The following is a 2420-nucleotide window of genomic DNA, read 5'->3' as shown; positions in this document are numbered from 1 at the left end:
ATACTTAAACAATACCATTATCAACTTTTGGGTATCGAAAATAATGGAGATTGATGTATTCTAGCTATCTGAATTTCAGCTTATTCTAATGGCTCGCTTGAGTTGTCTAATGCTTCTCCAAGTGTCCAAATTTTAATACTATCGTCTCCGCTCGCCGAAAGCAGTTTTTGACCATCAGGGGTAAAAGCAATACTGTTAACAAAGTCTTTATGTTCTATTAAATCAGCGATATTAGCACCTGTACTGACTTCCCAATACCGAACAAATTTATCGTCACTGGAAGAAACTAAAACTTGATTGTCTTTTGTAAATACAACTTGTGTCACATTAGCATAATGACCTCGGATAACACGCAAGGTTTCATAATTAGATAATGACCAAATACGGATCGTTTTATCATATCCTGCCGAAGCGAGTAATTTACCATCAGGACTAAATGCCACGGTCAATATCCAATCACTATGGCCGCGTAATATTTTCAGTTGTTTACCTGTTTTAGCATTCCACAATCTAACCGTATTATCAAACCCACCTGACGCAAGTGTTTCATTATCAGGACTAAACGCGACTGCATTAACCGAATCTTGATGCCCTAATCTCTTGTCTTTTTTATGTCCTTCACTCACCCATTTGGCGGTTTTCGTTTGCATATCCCACAACACAAGACTGCCATTCCAATTTGTACTGGCTAAATATTGCCCATCAGAGCTAAAAGCAAGGTCATAAATTCCATTGTATGTTGTAGCATGACCTTTGAGCCCTCTTAATACTTTGTCGAGTTCAAGGGTTTCTACATCCCATAATCGAATCGTATTATCTTCACTGCCTGATGCAATTAGCTTATTACTAGGTGAAAAAGCAACGGCTTGAACGGCATCCTTGTGGCCATTAAAAGTATGAATATTTTCATCTGTATTAATTTCCCACAAACGCACAGTATGATCTTTTGCACCTGAAACAGCATATTGCCCATTAGCACTGACGGCAACAGACAAAACATTACCCGTATGCGCATTCCATGTGGATAATAAGTTGTTAGGCACGCTATGTTGCTGTTCTAGTTCGGTCGAAACAGCTAACGGTTTATCACGGAGAAAGAAGGTAAAAGCATCATTGAAATCCCAAGCGGTTAAATATATCCAAAAACCTAGCATAATCATCATGATAAATATGAATGGCATTTTGACAAAGAGTTGTGGTTGAATGGCTTTCTTGGATACATCAACACTGATTTTATGTTGGATAAAATATTGGAATAAGGGACTACGATTCAACATTTTTTGAAGTTCATCAGTCGTAAATGCACGAGTACGCCACTGATATTCTTTAGGATAACGAGTATGTTCTTCATTCAAGGATTGGCTATCAATCCATTTAAATGCAAATGTTGTAAACGATTTAGTTGTATTATGGGTTTTAAAAGAAATTTTAGCCGTTTCATAAAGATGCTGGTCTTTAACTTGGATACTGGCAATATTTTCCCAAGTACTGTTCCAATCTTGATACGGTAATATTTTTTGCAGCCAAATAGGCAAACCAGAATGAGATTGGATACCTTGTTTATTCAATAGGATGTATTGTGAACTCATGATTTTTGATTGGTAATACATGCCACCAATCGACATTAACATCATGCTAGGTATGATAATGAAAAAAACAGGAGGGAAAATATTGCTAACATATTTGCTGAAATATAACTCATAAATTCCCAAGAATAAAGTTAAGCCGATAACGATGCTGCCTAGTATTAAAACAGTAATAAAACCGCGTCTCAGCATTTTGACTTCGCTTTGAGACCAAAGTAACTTAATAGATTGTTCTGCTTGAAAACTATCCTTATAATCTTCCATCTCACACCATTAACCATCAATGTAATATCCTACGCAGGATAAGGATATTCAATTATTCTGTCAAATGGTTGTAGTTTCTATGTTTTATTTCATAACAACAATATTAGGGAACGTTCTCAATTAAATCCAAAATCCCTAAAATACTCTAATTACTAGCAACTTACAAAAAATTTATACTTTAAGTTATTATCCTCTAGATTCAATTTATTATTAGTTGAATGAGAATACTCTCTAAGCTGGCATGGTATTAAATTATTTTTTTATGATGCTTTTTCTTTATATTTCAAAACAGACACCTTTATGTTGAAATTAAGCTCAAAATCAGAATTACAAGCCTATGTGAATCAAGGCAATAAAGTGAAATACGTATGTTTTTGGGGACATCAACAATCAAAAAATACCGTTTCTAAAGCCTGTTTCAGTCAATGGTATGCCTCAACATTTACTGAAAATGGTATTCAATACTTAACTTCTGAACACTATATGATGGCAGAGAAAGCAAGACTGTTTGAACCATCTTGTGTGGATATGATTTTGGCATCCAAAACTACAAAAGAGGTTAAGCTTTTG

Annotated in this window: 2 protein-coding genes; one reads left to right on the top strand and one right to left on the bottom strand. The window is 35.0% G+C overall.

All coding sequences use genetic code 11. The annotated features are described in order from the left end of the window. Window positions 1-80: 80 nt before the first annotated feature. The gene (locus ABXH34_RS10190; protein WP_353571773.1) at window positions 81-1850 is read right to left on the bottom strand and encodes a WD40 repeat domain-containing protein; all 1770 of its coding nucleotides are present in this window, start codon (window positions 1848-1850) and stop codon (window positions 81-83) included. 300 nt (window positions 1851-2150) lie between these two features. Here ABXH34_RS10190 and ABXH34_RS10185 point away from each other — a divergent pair. Beyond that, a partial coding sequence (locus ABXH34_RS10185; protein WP_353571772.1) for an NADAR family protein occupies window positions 2151-2420 on the top strand: 270 nt, incomplete at its 3' end.

This window comes from Candidatus Albibeggiatoa sp. nov. BB20 (genome assembly GCA_016744725.1).
GTDB lineage: Bacteria > Pseudomonadota > Gammaproteobacteria > Beggiatoales > Beggiatoaceae > Albibeggiatoa.
The sequence above is the reverse complement of the archived record's forward strand: the minus strand, read 5'-3'. Positions and strand labels throughout refer to the sequence as shown.

What these genes read in the sequence shown, in the direction of transcription:
- ABXH34_RS10190 (WP_353571773.1), bottom strand. Translation starts at nt 1,850, where the DNA reads ATGGAAGATTATAAGGATAGTTTTCAAGCAGAACAATCTATTAAGTTA.